General features: G+C 68.3%; 18 protein-coding genes. 5 read left to right on the forward strand and 13 right to left on the reverse strand.

The features are described 5' to 3' along the window. Positions 1–226: 226 nt before the first annotated feature. The 12 genes from AVE30378_RS25430 to AVE30378_RS25485 form a co-directional block, all read right to left on the reverse strand. Positions 227–1,084, reverse strand: coding sequence for a hypothetical protein (locus AVE30378_RS25430; protein WP_129244823.1), 858 nt, complete (start codon positions 1,082–1,084; stop codon positions 227–229). 436 nt (positions 1,085–1,520) lie between these two features. Next, positions 1,521–2,360 carry a ParB N-terminal domain-containing protein gene (locus AVE30378_RS25435; RefSeq protein WP_129244919.1) on the reverse strand — a complete coding sequence of 280 codons (840 nt, stop codon included), beginning with the start codon at positions 2,358–2,360 and terminating at the stop codon, positions 1,521–1,523. A 59-nt stretch (positions 2,361–2,419) separates the two neighbouring features. After that, positions 2,420–3,031: an LON peptidase substrate-binding domain-containing protein gene (locus AVE30378_RS25440; protein ID WP_129244825.1), complete on the reverse strand. Its 612-nt coding sequence runs from the start codon at positions 3,029–3,031 to the stop codon at positions 2,420–2,422. Between the two features lie 9 nt (positions 3,032–3,040). Further along, positions 3,041–3,448: a carboxymuconolactone decarboxylase family protein gene (locus AVE30378_RS25445; protein WP_129244826.1), complete on the reverse strand. Its 408-nt coding sequence runs from the start codon at positions 3,446–3,448 to the stop codon at positions 3,041–3,043. 93 nt (positions 3,449–3,541) lie between these two features. Next, complete coding sequence (locus tag AVE30378_RS25450) at positions 3,542–4,177, reverse strand: ANTAR domain-containing response regulator (RefSeq protein ID WP_129244828.1); 636 nt, start codon at positions 4,175–4,177, stop codon at positions 3,542–3,544. 2 nt (positions 4,178–4,179) lie between these two features. Then, entirely contained in the window at positions 4,180–5,343 is a 1,164-nt protein-coding gene (locus tag AVE30378_RS25455) for a transporter substrate-binding domain-containing protein (RefSeq protein WP_244235144.1), read from the reverse strand. Positions 5,344–5,387: 44 nt separating this feature from the next. Continuing rightward, positions 5,388–6,101 carry an ABC transporter ATP-binding protein gene (locus tag AVE30378_RS25460; RefSeq protein WP_129244830.1) on the reverse strand — a complete coding sequence of 238 codons (714 nt, stop codon included), beginning with the start codon at positions 6,099–6,101 and terminating at the stop codon, positions 5,388–5,390. Next, the gene (locus AVE30378_RS25465) at positions 6,098–7,915 is read right to left on the reverse strand and encodes an ABC transporter permease subunit (RefSeq protein WP_129244832.1); all 1,818 of its coding nucleotides are present in this window, start codon (positions 7,913–7,915) and stop codon (positions 6,098–6,100) included. Before AVE30378_RS25465 ends, AVE30378_RS25460 begins: the two co-directional genes overlap by 4 nt. Further along, positions 7,908–8,741, reverse strand: coding sequence for a branched-chain amino acid ABC transporter permease (locus AVE30378_RS25470; RefSeq protein ID WP_129244833.1), 834 nt, complete (start codon positions 8,739–8,741; stop codon positions 7,908–7,910). Before AVE30378_RS25470 ends, AVE30378_RS25465 begins: the two co-directional genes overlap by 8 nt. A 43-nt stretch (positions 8,742–8,784) precedes the next feature. Continuing rightward, positions 8,785–9,951 (reverse strand): substrate-binding protein, encoded by a 1,167-nt coding sequence (locus tag AVE30378_RS25475; protein ID WP_129244835.1) that lies wholly within the window; start codon positions 9,949–9,951, stop codon positions 8,785–8,787. Between the two features lie 35 nt (positions 9,952–9,986). Continuing rightward, on the reverse strand, positions 9,987–10,868 hold the full coding sequence (locus AVE30378_RS25480; RefSeq protein WP_129244837.1) for a nitrilase family protein: 882 nt from the start codon (positions 10,866–10,868) through the stop codon (positions 9,987–9,989). Positions 10,869–11,100: 232 nt separating this feature from the next. Next, the gene (locus tag AVE30378_RS25485) at positions 11,101–11,445 is read right to left on the reverse strand and encodes a GFA family protein (protein WP_129244839.1); all 345 of its coding nucleotides are present in this window, start codon (positions 11,443–11,445) and stop codon (positions 11,101–11,103) included. A gap of 93 nt (positions 11,446–11,538) precedes the next feature. Here AVE30378_RS25485 and AVE30378_RS25490 point away from each other — a divergent pair, with 93 nt between their 5' ends. Next, entirely contained in the window at positions 11,539–11,967 is a 429-nt protein-coding gene (locus AVE30378_RS25490) for a VOC family protein (protein ID WP_129244841.1), read from the forward strand. Positions 11,968–12,001: 34 nt separating this feature from the next. Further along, entirely contained in the window at positions 12,002–13,441 is a 1,440-nt protein-coding gene (locus AVE30378_RS25495) for an MFS transporter (protein ID WP_129244843.1), read from the forward strand. A 16-nt stretch (positions 13,442–13,457) separates the two neighbouring features. Here the strand turns inward: AVE30378_RS25495 and AVE30378_RS25500 are convergent, their stop codons facing one another. After that, positions 13,458–14,378, reverse strand: coding sequence for a helix-turn-helix domain-containing protein (locus AVE30378_RS25500; RefSeq protein WP_129244845.1), 921 nt, complete (start codon positions 14,376–14,378; stop codon positions 13,458–13,460). Between the two features lie 167 nt (positions 14,379–14,545). Here AVE30378_RS25500 and AVE30378_RS25505 point away from each other — a divergent pair, with 167 nt between their 5' ends. Genes AVE30378_RS25505 through AVE30378_RS25515 form a run of 3 tightly spaced genes read left to right on the forward strand, consistent with a single transcriptional unit; the run spans position 14,546 to position 18,777 of the window. Then, entirely contained in the window at positions 14,546–16,537 is a 1,992-nt protein-coding gene (locus AVE30378_RS25505; protein ID WP_129244847.1) for a TonB-dependent receptor, read from the forward strand. An 18-nt stretch (positions 16,538–16,555) separates the two neighbouring features. Further along, positions 16,556–17,578 (forward strand): class I SAM-dependent methyltransferase, encoded by a 1,023-nt coding sequence (locus tag AVE30378_RS25510; protein WP_129244850.1) that lies wholly within the window; start codon positions 16,556–16,558, stop codon positions 17,576–17,578. Next, complete coding sequence (locus AVE30378_RS25515; protein WP_129244852.1) at positions 17,575–18,777, forward strand: MFS transporter; 1,203 nt, start codon at positions 17,575–17,577, stop codon at positions 18,775–18,777. Before AVE30378_RS25510 ends, AVE30378_RS25515 begins: the two co-directional genes overlap by 4 nt. Positions 18,778–18,784 lie beyond the last annotated feature (7 nt).

An 18,784-nucleotide genomic window follows, 5' to 3' on the forward strand; every position in this document is an offset into this window, starting at 1 on the left:
AGTGGTGTTAACCACCGGCCATAAAAGAGAATTTCGCCGGCTTCGCGATCCGCTACACGGATTGCCAGGTTGCACCCGCAACTACAGCCCGACATTGTAAACATCAAATACAACACAGAGAGGGTGTTTCTCGAATTGCCCGAGTCTCCATCTCGTTGCTGGACAGCCCGGCTATTCGTCGTGAGCCGAAAAACTAAGCATTCGAAAAACGGCGGCCGTCTCTGTCTCAAACGCGTTGTTTCTCTATAGCGTCCAACTTATATACCAGCAGCATGTTGTCGTCAGAAAAGAATCGAAGCGCCTCGGCGAGGCTTTCTTCCACAGCATCGAAATTGCGGTCAATATTGTTGGCCCAATTGACCCACTCTTGACGCTTCCGCGCGCTCAGAGCTTTCGCGTCAAGGTGTTGGAGCTCAAAAATCCGGTTTTTTAGTTCTGTCGCCATCTGATGAGGGTCGGAGTTCAGAAATCCGAGCCCCCGCAACTCTCCCAATTTTTCAATGACGTAGCGAAGAGGCTTCGAATCGGAATTCATCGCGGCGTGACGCTCTCGTTCCTCCGCCGTTGCGTCCCGAGCGTGTTCTACAAGGGTTTCTCCTCGGCGGGCCATTTCATGCAGTTTTAGCGAAGTCGAACGACCTATATATTCTTTCAGCCTTTTGAGAGAGGCGTCAGCCCATTTAGTACCATGGCGACGGTCGTAAAAATCTGAAATTCTGGCCAAGATGTTGACCTTGTCATCTCGTATCCGCTGAAGCGTTTCGAGCTGGTATTTAAAATCGGCCCGACGCCTTTGCAGATTCGACTTTATTACAAAGTCATCTCCGAAAATTCGTTTTCCACAATCTCCCCCGACATTGGTTTCCACTCCGTCATCCGTAATGACGAGAAAACCATTTTGGTGGGGCTGCCGACAGGAGGCCAAGCCGCATGGGTATGAAACGTCGAAATAGTATGGCGCTAGCACCTCGGAGAGTTTCGCATCCGAAGCCTCTAAATAAGGACAGTAAGCTGGCCGACTAGTAAGGTCATCAGGACCTTTTAAGTCAACCAGAAGTGAAAAGTCATCTAGCATCTGAGCCATTTGCGCGCCCCATTACTGGTTTTTTGTACAGCATATGGCTTTAGGTTCGCAAACGCAACAGCGGACTTCGATAGGTTCTATTGCTTTGATGCAGCATGCCGCGGTGCGCTGTTGTGCTACTGACGCAACTCCCAGCGGATGTTGAGAACTGGTTGCATCCCCTTTGCTCAAAAGTCTGTCACAGACGGTCGTGCCGCTAGCTCGTTGTGGGAGCAAGGATTAGGTTGCAACAGCGGCGAAGTTGCTTCGCGGTTCGGCTTGAGCCAGGCGTCGAGTGTCCGCTTTTTCTCACCGCCAGTGGCAGCTCATAGCCGAGAGCCGGCATTTGCCGGAGGATCCGATTCATCGACCAGCGATCTACGTATCCACACCTTTAGATCGCACAAGCCAAAGCTCGCCCTTGGCAATCAGTTTTCCCCCTTCTCCATCCAATCCTTCAATCATCCCCTCCCCCCGCCCCGCTCCTTGCCTCCGCCAGCGCCACCGTCAAATGCATCACCTTCTTCTTCAACTGATCCCTTTCATCCGTCAGCCGAGTCAGCAGTTCGCGTAATCGCGCCACCTCCGCAGGCAAATCCGCAATATTCTCAATAGGAATATCCGGTACCGCCTCGCGAGGCGGCGGCGCTTTAGCCTGCCGTACTTCGCGGGCAGCCTGCTGTAACTCCTTCCGCCCCCCCGCCACAGCCGCGGCCTGGCGTTCAGGCGGCAACGTCGCCACCGCCGCCGCAGCATTGATGGAAATGGCGCCGTCCTTCACGGCCCGCACCAGCTCCGGCGCCGCAGCCTTCTGTATCTTCTCGATCTGCCCCAACGTATTGCTGCTGATGCGCGCGGCCCGGGCCAGGGCCTGACGGCTTAGCGCCTGCGGCACGGATGCAGCCGGTAGCGGTGGCGGTTCGCCGGAATCCTCGTCCCAGGGCGGATCATCGGGCGCCGGCGCCGAGGCGGTTCGCGCTTGCAGGATTTCCTTCTTGCGCAACGCCAACACCCCACGCTGGAAGTCCGACACGCTACGACGGCCCAGGTGGTTTTCGATCATCCAGAGGTGCACGTCCTCCATGGATTTGAACGTGGTGTTCTGGCGGGTTTCGAAGGGGATGCCGTGCTTCTGGCACAGGGCGTAGCGGTTGTGGCCGTCGACCAGCAGGTCGCCCCATAGCACCAGGGCGTCGCGGCAGCCTTCGGCCAGCAGGCTGCGTTCCAGCGCCTCGCGCTCGTCGTCGGTCAAGGGGTCTATGTAGGCGCGCAGGCCCTCGTCTATCCTGATTTCCATGGTGTCCAATACGGTTACGCCCGGGCCCTGTACCCACTACGAGGCCCCTTGCACAAGCATTACGCCAGCCCCTGCCCCCGCAGCACGTCCTGGACCGCCGCCAGGCGGCCGACCGGATCGGTCATGGCCAGCAGGCGGGCCTTGTCGTCGGGCGGCAGCGGCAGCAGTTCGCACCAGCGGTCGGCGACCCAGCCGCAGTCGTCGAGCCTGAACGGCGGGCCCAGGGGCATTCTTTCGGCGGGCACGCCGTCTTGCTGCCATTGGGCCACCAACCGGCCCAGGGCGTCGGCGCTGGGCTGCATGGCTTCGGGCACGGGCGCGGGCGGGTCGTCGGGAATGGGCTCGGCCTCGCCCATCCAAAGGCCGTATTTTGCCACCTCGCTGGAAAGCAGCCGGAAACGGCTGGTTCCCACGCAACGTAGTTCCAGCAGGGCCGGCATGGGCGCGTCCCAGGCGTCGATGCGGGCCATGGTGCCGACGGGCGCCAGGGTTTCGACGCCTTCGGGCGTGCGGACCTCGTTGCCCGAGAGCAGGCCCACCACGCCGAATTCGCTGCCGTCGGCGATGCAGCGGCGGATCATGTCCAGGTAGCGCACTTCGAATATGCGCAGGTGCAGCACGCCGGCGGGAAACAGCGCGTTGGAGAGGGGAAACAACGGGATCAGAGACATGGCGGCCTCCTATTTCACGATGAATGCCTCGTCGACGGGAACCTGCATGGCGGTGACCATGGCGTTGGTCTGCGAGGCCATGCCGATCACGGCCAGCAGTTCGGCGTGCTGGCCGTCGGTCATGCCCTTGGCGCGGGCGGCGGCGGTGTGGGAGTGGATGCAGTAGGTGCAGCCGTTGGCCGTGGACACGGCGATGTAGATCATTTCGCGCATCAGGGGCGAGAGTTCGCCCTCGGCCATCATGACCTGTTTGAGCTGCCCCCAGACGCGCTCCAGTTGCGGCGGGTCGTTGGCCAGGGCGCGCCAGAAGTTGTTGACGAAATCCGACTTGCGCGTGGCCCGGATGTCCTCGAACACCGCCCAGGCCTGGGGGTTCCGCCGGACTTCCTCGTCCGACAGCAATCGCACCGTTGTCATGGCAACTCGCTCCATCCGTGTATCAGTGGACGCGGATGCACCGGCACGGTCCGTCCGCTCAGACTGTCATTGGACTGGAAACCGGCCGCGGGTTCAAGCGGTGCTGGAGGGTCCGGGGCGGGAACCGCCCAGGCCCAGTTTTTCCATGGCTTCGCTGGCGTCGACGATCATGGCGGCGACCTCGGCCACGCTGACTCGCAGGCGGGTGGCGCGCCCGCGCATGTGCTCGTAGGCTTCGCGTTCGTCCAGGCGCTGGTGGTCCATGAGGACGCGGATGGCCTTTTCGATGACGCGCCGGGACTTGATGGTGCTTTCCAGCTTGTCGATCTTGTTCTGCTGGCGTAGCTGGAACATCCGGGCGGAACGCGCCAGCACCAGGGTGCTGAGGATGCCGGCGGAGCGGAACGGCCGCGTGAGCACGCCGTGCGCGTTGGTCTTGAGTAGCTGCTTGAGCGTGGTGGGGGTTTCGTATTCGGACAAGGCGATCAGGGTGGCCTCGACCTCGCTGGCGGTCCAGGCGGCGCTGTTGCGGCCGCATTGCGACACTTGGAAGAACACCACGTCCGCGCCCGCCGGCGGGCACTCCGGGAACGGCCAGTGCAGGTGGATGCGGCAGCCGATGCGCTTGAGCTGTTCGACCAGCAGATCGCGGTCTTCGCCGGGCGGGTACACCACGGCGACCGCCACGCTGCGCAGGTCCTCGTAGAGGCGGCGTAGGCTATGGTCCATGCTCATTTCAACCAGAACTCGTCCAGGCCGAACGCCGTCAGGTAGGGGTCGGGCTTTACCGGCACGCCGCTTTCCCAGACGATGTCGAAGCTGCCGTCCGGCCGGCATACGCCGATGCGCGGCGTCAGCACACAATGGTTGTTTTCGGCCAGAATGGACAGGCGCCCGTCCGGCGCGTCGAAGCCGACCTGGTGCACCGCCTGCACCAGCTTGCGGGTGTCCAGCGCGCCCACGCGCTGCAGGGCGCGCGCGAACAGGTGCACCTGGCTGTAGGAGGTCTCGGCGTACACGTTGGCGGGACGGTCGCCGAAGCGCTCGCGCCAGCGCGCCAGGAAGTGCGCGTTGCCGGGCGTGGCCACCGTGTTGAAGTAGGTTGCCGCGGTGATGTGCCCCACGCACAGCGCCGGGCCCACTTCGGCTACCTCGGCCTCGGTCATGGTCAGGCTGGCGATGGGGATGTTCGCCGCCGCCAGGCCGGCCTCGTGGTAGCGCTGGTAGAAGCGCTGCGCGTCCGAGCCGATCAGCGTGGAAAACACCACGTCGGGCCGGATGCGGGCGATGTCCTGGACGACTTCGAGGATGTCGCTCTCGTCGCAGTCCAGCGGCAGATAGGTCTCGTCGAGGATCTCGCCGCCGTGCTCCTCGACGGTTTCGCGCATGATGCGGTTGGTCTCGCGCGGGTAGATGTAGTCCGCGCCCACCAGGAAGATGCGCGATCCGCAGTGCTGGATCAGGTAGGCGGCCAGTTGCATGCTGCCCTGGTTGGGCGCGGCCCCGGTGTAGATGACGTTGGGCGAATACTCGAACCCTTCGTAAACCGATGCGTACCACAGCAGCGAATTGCTGCGCTCGACCACCGGCAGCATGGCCTTGCGGCAATGCGAGGTGCAGCCGCCGAAGATCACGTTGACCTCGTCGTCCAACAGCAGCCGGGCGGCCAGGCGGCGGTATTCCTCGCAGTCGCTGCGGGGGTCGTAGGCTATCGGTTCCAGCGGACGGCCCAGCACGCCGCCCAGCGCGTTGATTTCCTCCACGGCCAGCACGGTGCCGAAGAAATGCTGCGATTCCGTCGTGCCGCTGACGCCGCTGCGCGAATACAGCACGCCGATGCGCCACCCGGGGCCGGAAGCGCCGGGGTCGCTGGGCGGGGTCATGGATGAGGCCATGGGTGGAGTCCTGGACGGCGGGGCGGAGTCATGCGGGTTCAAGCTCATACCTTCAGATGGTCAATGATATGGCCTGCGGCGTCCGGCGCGCCAGCCTCGCCTTCGTCGACGATGGCGCCCTGCTTGAGCACCAGGTACCTGTCGGCCACCCGCAGCGCGAACGCCACGTTCTGCTCCACGATGAACATGCTGGTCCCGCGCCGCTCTCGCTCCCAGTTGAGGGCGTTGGCCAGCCGTTCGATCACCGAGGGCTGAAGTCCTTCCGTGATTTCGTCCAGCAGCAGCAAGGCGGGCCGCTGCATGAGGCCCCGCGCCACCAGCAGCATTTTCTGCTCGCCGCCGGACAGGGTGCCGGCGTGCTGGCGCAGGCGCGACGCAAACACGGGGAACAGCTCGGCGATTTCCTCGAAGCGCTCGTCGAACAGGCTGTCGCGCGCCAGGCCCAGGCGCAGGTTGTCGCGGATGCTCAGGTCGGGAAACAGGGGCTGTTCCTGCGCCGCATAGGCCACGCCGCAGCGCGCCACCTCGTGCGGCCGCAGGCGGGTCGCGTCGACCTCGCCCAGCCTCACCCGGCCGCGCAGCTTGGGCAGGTATCCCATGATGGTCTTGAGCAGCGTGCTCTTGCCCATGCCGTTCTTGCCCAGCAGCGCCGCGCAGGCGCCGCGCGGAACCGACAGCGACACGTCGTTGAGCACCACCGAGGCCTTGTAGCCGCTGGACACGCCCTCCAGGCGCAAGGCCGGCGCAGCGGTCGTCATGGTTCTTCTCCCTGGGCGGACGGCGCGCCGCCCGCGTAAATGGTCCGCACCAGTTCGGACTGCGCCACCTCGCGGAAGCTGCCGTCCATGACGATGCGCCCCTGGTGCAGCACGACGATGCGGGTCGCGACCTCGGCCACGAAGTCCAGGTCGTGCTCCACCAGCAGGCAGCACAGGCCATGGCGGCGGGCCAGCGACGACAGTACCTCGCCGATCTGCGTGCGTTCGGCCTTGCTGAGGCCCGCCGTGGGCTCGTCCAGCAGGATGACGCGCGGCTCCAGCGCCAGCACCATGGCCAGCTCCAGCGCCTGCTGCTGGCCGTGGGACAGGTCGCGGGCCACGCTGTCCAGGCGCTGGTCCAGCCCGGTCATGCGCAGCACCTCCAGCGCGTAGGACGGCAGCGCCAGCACCGGCGCCCGGCGCCGCCACGACGGCCGTTCGCGCAAGGTGGTGGCGATGCGCAGGCTTTCCGCCACGGTCATCGTGTCGAACACGTTGGCGTTCTGGAACTTGCGTCCCAGCCCGAAGCGCACGCAGCGCGCCGGATCGTCGCGGCGCACGGCATGGCCGCACAGTTGCACCCGCCCCTCCGACCGCTCGGCGCCGTCGGCGATGCAGCGCATCAGCGTGGTCTTGCCCGCGCCGTTCGGCCCGATCAACCCCAGCAGTGCGCCGCCGCGGGCCCGCAGGTCGATGCCTTCCAGCACCTTCAGGCTGCCGAAGCGCTTGGCCACGCCCTCCAGTTCCAGCGCCGCCTCGCCGCCCGCCGGCGCCGGGGCCTGCCCTGCCCTGGCCGCCAGCGCCGGCACGGGCGCCCCGGCCTCGCGCCGGCGCCATGGCGCCAGCAGCAGGGGCAGCAGGCCGCGCGGCAGCAGCAGGATCACCACGATGAAGGTGATGCCCAGCAGCAACTGCCACACGAACGGCATGTTGCCGCTGAGATAAGACCCCGCCACATTGATGAGGATGGCGCCCAGCACCGGGCCCCAGATGGTGCCGCGTCCGCCCAGCGCCACCCAGATGATGAGTTCCGTGCCGAACACGAAGCCCGTCAGCTCCGGCGCCACCACGCCGCTGAAGGCGCCGTAGCCGAATCCCGCCAGGCTGGCGACGACGCCGCAGACCGCCAGCAGCAGGATGCGCCAGCGGGCGGTGTTCAGGCCCAGGTAGCTGCAACGCGCCTCGTTGTCGCGCAGCGCGACCAGGATGCGGCCGCCGTCGCTGCGCGCCGCCACCCATCCCAGCAACGCCACGGCCGACAGCCCGCCCGCCGCGATCACGTACCAGGCCTCCAGCGAAAGGTCGAAGGTTTCGTAGCCGGTCAGCCCCGAGGACGACCCCGTCCAGGTGCCGCCCGACAGCACGAGCTGGGTCAGCACGATAGGCAGCACCAGCGAGATCACCGTGGCGAAGAACGGCGAGGCGCCCCGGTAGAACGACAGCCAGCCGACGACCAGCGCCAGCACGGCGGCCACCCCGGCCGCCGCCAGCGCCGCCAGCCCCGCCGTGGCTGGCGAAAAGCCGTAGTGCGTGAACGCCAAGCCCGCGGCGTACGCGCCCACGCCGAAGAACGCCGACTGCCCGAACGTCAGGTAGCCTGTGTAGCCCCACAGCACGTCCACCGTCACCGCGGCCACCGCGAAGAACAGCGCCTTGATCAGCACGTTGAGCAGATAGGTGTCGAACAGCCACGGGCCGGCGGCCGTCAGGGCCAGGCACAGGCCGGCCAGCCACAGCAGGTCGCGGGCGCGCGAGGCCCGGCGCGCCGCCGCGGCCGCTTGCGGCGCGGGTTGGGCAAGCAGCGTATCAGTCATGAGCGAATCCTTGCGGACGCAGGCGCAGCGTCAGCGCCGCCAGCACCGCGATCGTGACGCCGCCCAGGATGGGGCTGACCAGCACGCTGACCAGCACCTGGCAGGCGCCGTAGACCAGGCAGGTCAGCAGCAGCGCGGTGATCGAATGCCCCGACACCATCACCAGCATGAAGGCGCTGATGAGCCAGGCCAGCCCCATGTTCGGGTCCACGCTGGACAGCGGCGTGATCAGCGCGCCGGCCAGGGCCCCCAGGCCGGCGCCCAGGCCGAAGGTGATGAAGCGGATGCGCTCGGCGTTGATGCCCAGGCCGCGCGCCAGGTTCTCGTTCATGATCACCGCCCGCGTCCTCACGCCGAAGCGCGTGCCGTTGAGCAGCAGCAGCGTGGCCCCGTACACCAGCAGCGCGGCGGGGACCAGCAGCAGCCGGTAGGCCGAGTAGTCGGTGCCCAGGAAGGCCACGGCGCCCTTGACCGGCGCGTCGGCGAACTGCACCTCGCGGCCGAACGCCATGGTGATCAGTTGCCCGATCACGATGCCCAGGCCCCAGGTGGCCAGGATGGCGTCCAGCGGCCGTTTGTACAGCGGCCGCACGATCAGCCGTTCCACGCCCGCGCCCACCGCCGCGCCGACGGCCAGCGCGAAAGGCAACGCCAGCCACGGGTTCAGGCCCAGTTGCGTCACGACCAGGCTGGCGTAGCTGCCCAGCGTGATGATGGCGCCGTGCGCGAAATTGACGATCTTCATGACGCCGAAGATGATCATCAGCCCGGCCGTCACGATGAACAGCATGGCCGCGGTGCTCAGGATGTCCAGCAACAATCCCATCGGGGTCTCCTTTGCCGCCCGGCGGGCGGGCGGCGCGCAAGCGCTACTTCAGGTCGGGGCACTGGGCGCCCGGGTCCACCTGGTCGAAAGTCTGCAGGATGCGGATGGACCCGTCCTGCTGCACCTGGCCCAGGCGCATGGTCAGGGCCGCGTGCCGCTGGCGGTCCATGCGGACCGGGCCGCGCGGGCCGTCCACCGACACCTCGCTCAAGGCCTGCACCACCTTCGCGGGGTCGGTGCCGCCGGCCTTCTCGACCGCGGCCTTGTACAGGAAGAATCCCTCGTACTGGGCGGCCGAGAATTCGTTGGCCGTCTTGGCCTGGCCGCCGAACTTGGTCTTCAGCCCCTCCAGGAACTTGCGGTTCTGCGGCGTGTCGATGCTGGTCAGGTAGGACGAGGACAGGTACATGCCCGCCGCGGTGTCGCCCATGGTCTTGGCCGTGCCTTCGTCGATGGCCAGATTGCCGTAGGGCATGCTCAGGCCGGCGGCCTGGATCTGCTTGGCCAGGCTGACATTGGGGCTGCCGCCCGCGGTCGAGCTGATCAGCGCGTCGGGCTGCGCCGAACGCACCTTGGACACGATGGCGGTCCAGTCCGAGCCGTCGATGGGCAGGTATTCCTCGCCCACCACCTTGCCGCCCTGCTTCTCGATGTATCCCCGCGTGAACTTCAGCATGCCGCGGCCGAACGCGTAGTCGCTGCCGATCAGGAAGAAGGTCTTGGCCTGGCGCGTTTTCATGAAGTGGTCCACCACCGGCGCGACCTGCTGCTCCGGCACCCAGCCGTTGACGTGCATCCAGCGGCTGCACGAGCGGCCTTCGTAAAAGGAGGTGTAGATGTACGGCACCTTGCCGCGCGCGATGATGGGCAGCGCCGCGTTGCGCGCGGCGCTGGTTTCCATGGCGATGACGGCGTCCACCTTCTTCTGGAACACCAGCGTGTCGTAGGCCTTCTGCGCGCCGACCGCGCCGGAGGCGTCATCGGCGATCTCCAGCTCGATCTGCCGGCCCAGGATGCCGCCGGCGGCGTTGATCTCGTCGGCCGCAAGCTGCGAAGCCTGCACTACGCCGGGCGCCACCACGCTGTTGGCGCCCGACAGGCCGACGGGCACGCCGATCCGCAGGGGCTGCGCGGCATGCGCGGCGGCGCCGCCGCACAACAGCGCCGCGAAGGACAATCGGGTAAGAAAACTGCAAGACGGGAACTTCATGGTTTTCTCCTTGGGGGTCGGCTATCCGCCGTTGTTCAACGCTGCGCCGGCGTATCCGCCGCGCCCAGCCGCTCGTAGACATCGCAGCGCCGGTCGCGCAGCACGTGGTTGAACGCATTCAACTGGCGCCCGCGGCGCGCGGCCTTGAGGTCGACGGCGGCGAGCAGGATCTCTTCCCGGTCGGCGCTGGCCGGGCCGGCCGCGGTCCAGCCTTGCGAGCCCACGATCAGGCTGCGGCCCACGAAGGGCTGCCCGCGCTCAATGCCGACCCGGTCGGCGCACACCACCGTCAGGCCGTTGCTGTGCGCGCCCGCGATCGCCAGCGCATGCGCCATGGCCGGGCCGTCGGGGGTCTGGCCCGGCATGGGCACCCAGTTCGTCGGCACCGCGACCAGGTCCGCGCCGCGCAGCGCGAGCAGGCGGTAGACCTCGGGGAACCAGCCGTCGTAGCAGATCGCCACGCCCAGCCGGCCCAGTTCGGTATGGAACACCGGCAGGCCCAGGTCGCCCGCCTCGAAATACAGGTTCTCGTCGCCCCACAGGTGCAGCTTGCGATAGGTGCCGATATAGCCTTGCGGTCCGGCGACCAGCGCCGAGTTGTACAGGCGGTCCCCGCAGCGCTCGGCGATCCCCGCCACCAGGTAAATGCCCCGCCGTTCGGCCAGCGCGATCCAGGCGCGCGAGGACGGCCCCTCCGGCACGGGCTCGGCCAGCGCGTAGGCTTCTTCGCGGCTTTCGAACATGTAGCCGGTATTGGCCAGTTCGGGCAGCACCACCAGGCGCGCGCCCCGCGCAATGGCCTCTTCCGCCAGCTCGATGGAACGCGCCACGTTGGCGGCGACCTCGCCCATGGCCGGGGCCGTCTGCAGGCTGGCCACATAGGCCGTGGGCACGGGTTGCGGATCGGACGGTTGCATGCGATCTCCTTCGTGGAAAACAAACGAAAAAGCCCCCGACCACGCAGTGCGTGCAAGTCGGGGGCTGTTATAGCCAGACGGTATGTTCAGGCAGCAATCATTGCTGCGGGGTGCGGCAAGGGCGCGGAACACGCCCCGATCAGTGTTGATCGTGGACAAATAATAGGGATGCGGCGGCGTCCTGAACAATAAGAGGTTTCCCGGACGGCCCGCCGGGATGCGAGAATAGGCCCTAGACGCTGCGCCCGTCGTACGGTATCCGGCTCAACGCGTTCAGGTCCACCGTTTCCAGGCAGCGCGCGTTCACCGCCGCCGTTTCCTCGCCCTTGGGGCTTGCGCCGAAGCCGAAGGGCGCGCAGCCGCAGTGGGCGCAGAAGTGATGCGCGATCACGTGCTTGTTGAATTTGTAGGTCGACAGGCTGTCCGTGGACGAGGTGATGCGCAGGTTCGCGCGCGGCACGAACCACAGCAGGTAACCCTTGCGGCTGCAGTGCGAGCAATTGCACTCCAGTACCTGGGACACATCGCCGTCGACTTCGAACGCGATTCGTCCGCAGTGGCAGCTTCCTTTTTGCATGGCCGGGCTCCTTCGGTATTGTGGGTCGGGCTTCCATCATAGAGCGGCGCCGGCAGTCCTGGCACCGCCATCGTCCCACCTACCGGAGACATCATGCCCCAACTATCCGCCTATCTCAGTTTCGACGGCAACTGCGCCGAGGCCATGCGCTTCTACGAACGCGTGCTGAGCGGGCGGCTGGAAGCGCTGATCCGCTACGCGGACGCGCCGCCCGACGCCGCCATGCCGGTCCTGTCCGCCGAAGACGCCGAGCGCATCATGCATGCGCGGCTGGGCCTGGACCAGCAGACCTTGATGGGCAGCGACGCCACCGCCGGGCATCCCTATCCCGGCAAGCAGGGCGTGGCGCTGTCGCTGGCCTATCCCACGGTATCGGACGCGCAGCGCGTCTTCGACATGCTGGCCGACGGCGGCAGCATCACCATGCCGCTGCAGAAAACCTTCTGGGCCGAGGCCTACGGCGCGCTGATCGACCGCTACGGCACGCGCTGGATGGTGAGCGGCGGGCGCCTCAGCCAATAGGCGCGGCCCGCCCGCTATCAAGGATCCGTACCCGATGACGCATGGAATCCACGGCACGCAACGCTGGTGGGCGCTGCTGGTGCTCTGCCTGGGCGTGCTGATGATCGTGCTGGACACCACGATCGTGAACGTCGCCCTGCCTTCGATCCGCCAGGATCTGCATTTCACCGAGACCTCGCTGGTCTGGGTGGTCAACGCCTACATGCTGACCTTCGGCGGCTTCCTGCTGCTGGGCGGCAGGCTGGGCGATCTGCTGGGGCACCGCCGGATGTTCCTGGCGGGCCTGACGCTCTTCACGCTGGCCTCGCTGGCCTGCGGGCTGGCCCAGGGCCAGGCGCTGCTGATCGGCGCGCGAGCGGCCCAGGGGCTGGGCGGCGCGGTGGTGTCGGCGGTGTCGCTGTCGCTGATCATGAACCTCTTCACCGAGCCCCACGAACGGGCGCGCGCCATGGGCGTGTACGGCTTCGTCTGCGCGGGCGGCGGCAGCATCGGCGTGCTGCTGGGCGGACTGTTGACCAGCGCCCTGTCGTGGCACTGGATCTTCCTGGTCAATCTGCCCATCGGCGTGCTGGTCTATGCGCTGTGCCTGCGCCTGATTCCGGCCGCCGCGCCCGCCGCGGGCGGCGCCCGCCTGGACGCGGCCGGCGCCCTTGCCGTCACGGCCTCGCTCATGCTGGCGGTGTACGCGGTGGTCAACGGCAACGAGGCGGGCTGGGCCTCCGCGCAATCGCTGATCCTGCTGGGCGCGGCCGCCGCGCTGATGGCGCTGTTCCTGGCCATCGAGGCGCGGGTGGCCTCTCCGCTGATGCCGCTGGCGCTGTTCCGGCTGCGCAACGTGGCCACCGCCAACGTGGTCGGCGTGTTGTGGGCCGCGGCCATGTTCGCCTGGTTCTTCGTGTCGGCCCTGTACATGCAACTGGTGCTGGGCTACAGCCCCATGCAGGTCGGGCTGGCCTTCCTGCCCGCCAATCTCATCATGGCGGCGTTCTCGCTGGGGTTGTCGGCCAGGCTGGTGATGCGCTTCGGCATCCGCGCGCCGCTGGCCGCGGGCCTGTTCATGGCGGCGCTGGGGTTGGCGCTGTTCGCCCGCGCGCCTGTCGACGGGACCTTCGCGGCGGACGTGCTGCCCGGCATGCTGCTGCTGGGCCTGGGCGCGGGCGTGGCCTTCAACCCCATGCTGCTGGCGGCGATGAGCGACGTGGAGCCCAGCCAGTCGGGCCTGGCCTCCGGCGTGGTCAACACGGCCTTCATGATGGGCGGCGCCCTAGGCCTGGCCGTGCTGGCCAGCCTGGCCGCGGCCCGCAGCGCCGGCCTGGCGCAGGCGGGCGCCGCGCCCACGGCCGCGCTCAACGGCGGATACCAGTTGACCTTTCTTGCGGGCGCGGCGATCGCGGCCCTGGCGGCGGCCTTGAGCGCGGCCCTGCTGCGCTCGCGCAATCGCGCGCTGCCCGCCCGGGCTGATACGCCGTCCTGAGCGGCCGGCTGGGAATTCAGCGGCGCTTGCCGAACACGGACTTCGGCGTGCGGCCGTGAAAGCGCGTGAAGGCTGCGCTGAAATTGGCCGGATGGCGGTAGCCCACCCCGTAGGCTGCCTGCGCCACCTGGCAGCCGGTTTCCAGCAGGTCCCAGGCCCGCTGCATGCGCAGCGCGGTCAGCAGCCGGTGCGGGCTGCTGCCGTATAGCTTGCGGAAACCTTCCTTCAGCTTGAATTCGTTCAACCCCACGGCGATGCAGAGGTACTGCACGGTGAGGTCGCGGTCCATCTGCTCGCTCATGAGGGCGCGCGCCGCTTCCACGCGCGCGATGTCGGCCTGGCTGAGCCGGCCCGGCTCGGGCGCCAGCGCCAGGCCGCGCAATTGGCGCGACAGCAGCGTCAACGCGCGGATGTGCGCGTCCAGCGGATCCCCGCCCGATGCAAGTTCGGCCGCCGCCGCGGCCGACTCGGGGCTGGTCCTGATCCGCGCCAGGCAGCGCAGCCGGCCTTCGCCCAGCAGCGCGTCGGCGCGCTCGTCGCCCGCGTACCGGCGCAGTATCGGTTCACCCACCAGCAGCCGCAATTGCGATACGGCGGCGCCGCCCAGGTAGCGGCGTTCTCCTTTGCTGCGCTGGAACGCCGTGACCGTGGTGTAGCCGCCGCGGAAGTCCAGCGCCGAACCGTCGGCCCCCTGGTAGGCCGACACGCCCTGCATGGCCAGCGTGATGACCAGCGTGCGCGCGCCGTAGCCGGCCGCGTTCTCTTCGATCAGGTCGCGCGCCGGCGCATAGCGCGAATGCACCAGCGCCAGGCCGTCGTCCAGTTCCAGCCGGTCCGCATGGCAGGCGCCCAGGTCTTGCGGCAGGGCATGGCGCAGCCAGCCCGGGCGGGGGCTGCCGGCGGGCTGGGCCAGCGTGGAAGGAATGCGCAGGGACATGGTTTTTTCCTGGGGCGGCGCCCGGATTGCGCCGGCCGCTCCGATTCGCATACGAATGGATCCGGAACGCATACGGATGTTAATGATATTCGTTCGCATAAAGAAATACCATTTCCGGGACGGCCGCACAACCAGGAAGACGGCCGCGATGCCGCACAGGAATCCCGATGATGAAGCCCCTTCCCTATACGCCTGCCGCCTGCGCCCTGCTCTGGCTGGCTGTCGCGCCGGCCGCCCAGGCGCAGGCCCCCGCCGAGCTGTCCGCCATCACCGTCACCGCCGACAAGCAGGAGCGCGCGCTGGAATCGGTTCCGGCCAGCCTGTCCGTGTTCGACGGCGACATGCTGGAGGCCCAGGGCATCCAGGACCTGGAAGCCTTGCAGACGGTCACGCCGGGCCTGAGCTTCCAGCCCTTCGGCCAGGCGGGCGTGAACTCCCCCGTCATGCGCGGGCTGTCCGCCAATTTCTTTTCGTTCTCGACCTCGACCTTGCTGGTGGTGGACGGCGTGCCCACACTGACCGCGCAAGGCTATGACGACCAGTTGCTGGCCATCGACCGCGTCGAAGTGCTGCGCGGGCCGCAGTCCACACTCTACGGCCGCAATGCCGAGGCCGGCGTCATCAATATCCACACCCTCCAGCCCGACAACACGGTGCGCGGCCAGTTCTCCGCCGAGGCCGGCAGCCGCGACCTGCGCGCGCTGCGCTTCGACCTGAGCGGCCCGCTGGTGGAAGACCGGCTCTACGCCAGCGTCGCCGGCACCTGGCGCAGCCAGCACGGATTCATCGACAACACCTATACCGGCAAGCGTGAGGACGACCGCGAACTGCGCAACGGCAAGCTGGCCCTGCGCTGGACGCCGTCGGCACGCACCGACGCGACCTTGCGCTACGCGCAGCAGGATTACCGCGACAGCGCCGCGTTGTGGGGGTCGCCGGCCGCACCGCGCGCCACCGTGGCCTCGGGCACGCCCGGTTGGAACCGGTCCGTCGGCCGCAGCGCCTCGCTGTCCGCTCGCCATGATTTCGACTCGGGCCTGCGCCTGTCGTCCGTGACCGCCTGGAACGATTTCCGCGACCGCGTGCAGCAGGACACCGACTTCCTACCGGCCGACCTGCTGCACATCGCCCGCGATCACCGCTTCCGCAATCTGTCGCAGGAGTTCCGGCTGGAAGGCGACTGGAGCGGCGCGCACTGGCTGGCGGGGGTGTACGCCGACGGCGACGACCACGACCTGCGCAACACGCAGAAAATGCCCATGGGGCTGACGCAAAGCGTGGTGAACCTGCGCGGCAGCTCGACGGCCGCCTTCACCCATTGGACGGTGCCCCTGGCCGAACGCTGGACGCTTGAAGCGGGCGCGCGAGTCGAGCGCGACGAGATCCGCTTCAGCCCGCAAGGCGATACGCGGCGCCGGTCCGACTGGACCCGCGTGACTCCGCGCATCGCCTTGCAGTATGCGTTCGCGCCGCGCCAGCAGGTCTACGCGTCGGTGTCCGACGGCTTTCGCGCGGGCGGCTTCAACGTGTTTTCGCCGGCGGCCGACTACGCGCCCTACCAGCCCGAGACGCTGCGTTCCTACGAGATCGGCGCCAAGGGCTGGCTGTCCGGCAACCGCCTGCGCTATTCCAGCGCCGCGTATGTGATGACCGTCAAGAACATGCAGGTTCAGCAGATGCCGCTGCCCGGGCTGGTCTACGTGACCAACGCGGCCTCGGCGCGCTCGATCGGCGCGGAGTTCGAACTGGAGTATCTGGTGGGTGACGGCTGGTCGTTGCAGGCGGGGCTGGGGCTGAACCGCACGCGCTTTTCCAGCTTCCGGGACGGCGCCGCGGACTACGCCGGCAACGACAATCCCTTCGCGCCGCGGGTCAACGGCTACCTGAGCGCGCGCTACGACGCGCCGGCGGGCTGGTACGCCCAGGCCGCCCTGACCGGCACCAGCAGCGTCTACCTGGACGCCGCCAACCGCTACCGCCGCAACGGCTACGGCCTGGTCAACCTGGCGGCCGGCTTCACCTTCAGGCAGGTCGAGATCACGGCCTACGTCAACAACGCCGCCAACCGCCGCTACGACGCGGTCGGCTATCAGAACGGCATCGTCACCGTCTACAGCCCGCCGCGCGAAGCCGGCCTGCGCCTCACCTGGCGCCTCTAGCAAACAAGGAATCCAGGCATGCACACCTCCCATCCCCTGCAGCGTTATTGGGACCTGGCCGCCGCCGCGGTCCAGGGCCAGGCGCTGGACGCCGCGCTGGAACTCGGCGTGCTGGACCGGCTGGCGCAGCCGGCCAGCGCCGCCCAGGTCGCCGCCGCGCTGGCGCTGGACCCCGCGCAGACCGGCCATTTGCTGGACCTGCTGTGGAGCATGGACCTGCTGCACCGCGTGGAGGGCGACCCCGTCCTGTACCGGTGCCAGCCCCAGGCGCGCCAGTACTTCTGCCAGGACCAGCCGGCCTGCTGCGCTGACGCCTGGCGCTACCGGCGGCAGGCGCTGGAGCGCTTCAGCGCCCAACTGGGCGGCCTGCTGCGCCGCGACGGGCCGCGTCCGGCCCCGTACGTGCAGACCGACGCCGCGGGCTGGGCCGAGGCCGCCCGCAAGCAGATCGGCCAGGAGCAGCGCGCCGTCGCCGTGCCGGCCGCGCTGGAAGCGCTGGCCTGCGTGCCGGGCGCAAGCGACGCGCGCCGCATCCTGGACCTGGGCGGCGGGCCGGGCCTGATCGGCATCGCCCTGGTCCAGGCCAATCCCGATGCCAGCGGCGTGGTGTTCGACTGGCCCGAGACCGCCGCCGTGGCGCGCGAGAACATCGCCCGCGCGGGGCTGGCGGACAGGCTGTCGGTGCTGGGCGGCGATCTGGCCAGCGACGCCATTGGACGGGATTACGACCTGATCTGGTGCTCGTCCGTGCTGCACTTCCTGCCCGATCCAGACGCCGCGCTGCGCAAGATGCGCGACGCCCTGGCGCCGGGCGGCACGCTGGTGATGGCGCATGCCGAGATCCCCGCGGACGCCGCCGCGGCGGCCCGCGTGCTGCCCTACTACCTGCCCATGATGATGCTGGGCAGGCGCGTGACGCGCGCGGGCGAACTGCGGCAGGCCCTGGCCGATTGCGGCTTCGCGGACGTGCGCGGCTTCGATTCCGCCCGGTTTCCGCTGGCGCCGTTGCATGTGCTGTCCGCCCGCAAGGCCGCGCCATGACGCCGGCTTGGCGCAACGGGCTGCGGCAGGCGCTGTTCGGCTGGCTCAACCTGGCGCTGACCGCGCCCGGCGTGTATCTGTGGCTGGGCCTGCCGCTGGTGCTGCGCCAGCACGGCTGGTCTGGCACCGCCATCGGGCTGTTCCAATTGGCCAGCCTGCCGACGGTGTTCAAGTTCCTCTTCGCGATGCCGCTGGACCGGCGCGGCCCGCGGCGCGGCGCCTATCGAGGCTGGACGGTGGGCCTGCTGCTGGCGTATGCGGCGATCCTGTGCGCGCTGGGCTGGCGCGAACTGCTGGACGAACGCTGGACGCTGTTCGCGCTGGCCGCCGCGGCGGCCCTGGCCGGCACCTGGGCCGACGTGCCCGTCAACGCCCTGGCTATCCGGATCCTGCCCGCGTCCGGGCGCGCCTGGGCGGGCGGCATCCGCTCCATGGCGCTGTGCCTGGGCGCCATCGCCGGCGGCGGGTTCATGCTGCTGGCGCAATCGCGCTGGGGCTGGCAGGCGCCCTTTCTCATCATGGCGGGCGCGCTGGCCCTGGGCGCGGCGCTGACCTTGCTGGTCCGGGATGGCGGCGCCGATCCGTCCGGCGAACCGGCGCCTGCGCCGGCGGCGCCTTTGCGCACGTACTTCCGGCTGGAGGCCACCCGCCGCTGGCTGCCCTTGCTGGCGCTGCTGTTTCCCTTCATCGGTTCGGCCTGGTTCTATCTGAAGCCGCTGCTGCTGGACCAGGGCCTGCCGGCCGACCGCGTGGCGTGGCTGGCGGGCGTGGCCGGCGGCGCGGTGGGCGCCGCCGCCAGCGCGGTCAGCGCGCGCGGCCTGAAACGCCTCGGCCCCGGTATCGCGGTGCCGGTCCATGCGGCGGCTGGACTTGTCGCGCTGCTCTGCCTGGCCGCGGCCGTCGGCCTGCATGCGCCGCCCGCCGTGCTGATCGCGTGCGCGCTGGGCATCGCCGCCGCCATGGGCGCGACCGCCGCGCTGGCCTTCGGCTTGATGATGTCGCACGCGCGCCCCGGCTTGCAGGCGCTGGACTACGGCATCCAGTCCAGCGTGTTCTCGCTGACCCGGATCCTGGCGCCGCTGGCGGCCGGCCTCTTGCTGGATGCGGCCGGTCCGGCCTGGATGCTGGCGGCGCTGGCCGCCGCCTCGGCCGGCGTATTGCTGCTGGCCCTGCGGACCGCCCCGGGGCTGCGGCTGTAGCCCCGGC

Origin of the sequence: Achromobacter veterisilvae (assembly GCF_900496975.1) — a bacterium.
GTDB classification, from domain to species: domain Bacteria; phylum Pseudomonadota; class Gammaproteobacteria; order Burkholderiales; family Burkholderiaceae_B; genus Achromobacter; species Achromobacter veterisilvae.